Here is a 2,621-nt window from a genome sequence, read left to right as displayed (position 1 = left end):
CCCCTGCTTCGATGGGGACAGTCCATCAGGGTAATCATTTAAGTATTGCAATACAGGCTGAAAGTGAAGAGGAAGCAGAACATTTGTTTAATGGCCTTTCGGCAGGAGGGCAAATTTCTATGCCTCTGGGTAAGGTTTTTTGGGGATCTTATTTTGGAATGTTTACGGATAAATTCGGCATCCACTGGATGATAAATTTCGAATATAAACAGTAGCAATAAGAAACAGGTATAAGCAATTGCTTATACCTGTTTTGGATTTTCCAGATATGCCTTTAATACCTGCTTTAGATAGATTTCAGGTTTTGGCATCGTTATAATGGTTCCCGGTTCTTTATCCTGGGAGTGTTTAATATAGTTTGCTTTAATTTTGCCCCAGTCTTTGGAATAAAGTTGTATAAACTTCTCAACGAACTGTTGGTCTGTGTAATCTTTAGGAAGTTTACTAAGCACAACTTCTATTTTCTCTTCTTTTCTATGTAATACTGCCATAAGAATTTTTAATCTTTTCCAAAGTTACGAACAAATTTCTTGTCTTTTGTCCTGGTTTCTGGCCAAAATATATTTATCATAAGAAAAAATAATTCAAACAATCTTTATCTGTACGAGTTTATAGAAAACATTTTCCTATTAAACGAAACGATGTTAAAGACCTTAGTGACGCTGAAAGCTGGGTAGAGGCCGCCCAGAATACAAAATATAATCTGTTTGCATTTAGAGCGTGTTCAACAAAACATGTCTTCGGGTATTTTTTTGTTTAATGTTTTGTTAGTCAGTTGTTTGTGTTTATTTTTTGGTATGCGTTTTGCATAAGTTTTTTCATAAAATCTTCTACATTATGAAACAAGCAACCACTCTTTTTACACAACAATTAAATAGTTTTAGCGGAAGCCTGCATGCTTTTGCACTAACCTTTACCAGAGATGATGAGGATGCCCGGGATCTTGTGCAGGACACTATGGTGAAAGCCATTCGTTATTCTGGCTTGTATGAGGAAGGAACCAATATGAAGGGCTGGCTTTTCACAATTTTAAGAAATACATTCATTAACAGTTACCGAAAGAATTCCAGGTCCGGTGAAATTTTTACAGTTTGTGAGGAGATTTCATCTGCACAATTAAAGAAAAGTGCCTCGCTGAATGAGGGAGAGAACAAGTGTGTAATGGATGACATTCAGTATGCACTTAAAAAGTTACAGCCGGAATATTATATACCCTTTATCAGATATTTTGAAGGGTTTAAGTACCATGAAATCGCAGAAGAGTTGAATATTCCCCTTGGAACGGTTAAAACAAGGATACATGTAGCCAGGAGCATTTTAAAGAAAAGTTTAAAAATGTACCAGGATAATTATAGAAAAGCAGGTTAGACCTGCTTTTCTAATGTTTTATCTGTGTTCTTTACTGATCATGGTAACAACAATAGCCATAGCTACAAATAGAGCTCCAACTACTGGTGTTGCACCAAGACCAAGGGGAGATGCAACAATTAAACCACCCGCATATGCGCCGATTGCAATTCCAATATTAAAGGCTGCAATATTAAAAGCTGAAGCGATATCCTCTGCACCCGGTACATGCTTCTCTGCCGTTTGTACAACAAGTAACTGTAATCCGGGAACATTTGAAAAAGAGAGAGCACCCATGATAAACAAGGTGATTATTCCCGCTACGGTATAGTGAACGGTAAAAGCGAAAAGAATCAAGACTAAAGTTTGCAAAACAAACATCCATAATAACGCTTTGTGAGGGCGTTTATTGGAAACTTTTCCACCAATTAAATTGCCAAATGCAATGGCTATTCCATAAAGTAATAGAATAACGTTTACGATAGATTCTGATAAATGGGTAAGTTCCTGCAATATTGGAGAAAGGTAAGTGAACGCGACAAAGGTTCCTCCATAGCCAAGAATGGTCATGAGATACACGAGCATTAAATGTTTGTTGCTGATTACTTTGATAAGGTTGTTTAAAGGGATGGCCTTTTCGCTTTTAAGGTTTTTAGGTATTAGGATTATGCTGGAGATCAAACCGATAATTCCCAGTATGGCGACACCAATAAAAGTGGCTCTCCAGCCGAAATGCTGTCCAATAAATGTACCGAAGGGCACACCGGTAACTATAGCAATGGTCAGTCCGGAAAACATGATTGCGATTGCAGATGCTCTTTTTTCTGCAGGTACCAGGGAAGCGGCTATTGTAGCTCCAACGGCAAAGAAAACACCATGGGCAAAGCCAGTAACTATCCTTGCAAGGACTAAAGTATAAAATCCGGGGGCTATAGAGGCTAGTGCGTTTCCAATCGTAAACAACACCATTAAGGTGATTAATAACCTCTTGCGAGGAATTCCACTAGTTAGGGCTGTGAGGATTGGAGCGCCAACAGCAACTCCAATCGCGTAAAGGCTAACCAGAAGTCCTGCAGAGGGCAGGGTGATTTTCAGGTCATTTGCTACCGTAGGTAGTAAGCCAACAATCACAAATTCTGTTGTTCCAATGCCAAAAGCACTTATGGTTAAGGCCCATAAGGCTGCTGGTAATCTTCTTTTATGTCTATCCATTCTGAGTTCTAATGATTAGAACAAAGGTTGGTAAAACCTATACATTATAAAAATAATATAAA

General features: G+C 38.2%; 4 protein-coding genes. 2 read left to right on the top strand and 2 right to left on the bottom strand.

All coding sequences use genetic code 11. The features are described from left to right. Nucleotides 1-215 (top strand): VOC family protein (locus DBR11_RS30295; protein WP_233260860.1); only part of this gene is annotated, 215 nt, incomplete at its 5' end. 27 nt (nt 216-242) lie between these two features. On the opposite strand, the gene DBR11_RS21825 is transcribed toward DBR11_RS30295, so the two are convergent. Further along, nucleotides 243-491: a hypothetical protein gene (locus DBR11_RS21825; protein WP_108554732.1), complete on the bottom strand. Its 249-nt coding sequence runs from the start codon at nt 489-491 to the stop codon at nt 243-245. Nucleotides 492-837: 346 nt separating this feature from the next. On the opposite strand from DBR11_RS21825, the gene DBR11_RS21820 reads away from it, so the two are divergent. Next, entirely contained in the window at nt 838-1,368 is a 531-nt protein-coding gene (locus tag DBR11_RS21820) for an RNA polymerase sigma factor (RefSeq protein WP_108554731.1), read from the top strand. A gap of 18 nt (nt 1,369-1,386) precedes the next feature. Here the strand turns inward: DBR11_RS21820 and DBR11_RS21815 are convergent, their stop codons facing one another. Beyond that, nucleotides 1,387-2,559: an MFS transporter gene (locus DBR11_RS21815; RefSeq protein WP_108554730.1), complete on the bottom strand. Its 1,173-nt coding sequence runs from the start codon at nt 2,557-2,559 to the stop codon at nt 1,387-1,389. Nucleotides 2,560-2,621: the final 62 nt, after the last annotated feature.

This window comes from Pedobacter sp. HMWF019 (genome assembly GCF_003061025.1).
Lineage (GTDB): Bacteria > Bacteroidota > Bacteroidia > Sphingobacteriales > Sphingobacteriaceae > Pedobacter.
This window is presented reverse-complemented; position numbering and strand designations above follow the sequence as displayed.

What these genes read in the sequence shown, in the direction of transcription:
- DBR11_RS21825 (WP_108554732.1), bottom strand. Translation starts at nt 491, where the DNA reads ATGGCAGTATTACATAGAAAAGAAGAGAAAATAGAAGTTGTGCTTAGT.
- DBR11_RS21820 (WP_108554731.1), top strand. Translation starts at nt 838, where the DNA reads ATGAAACAAGCAACCACTCTTTTTACACAACAATTAAATAGTTTTAGC.
- DBR11_RS21815 (WP_108554730.1), bottom strand. Translation starts at nt 2,559, where the DNA reads ATGGATAGACATAAAAGAAGATTACCAGCAGCCTTATGGGCCTTAACC.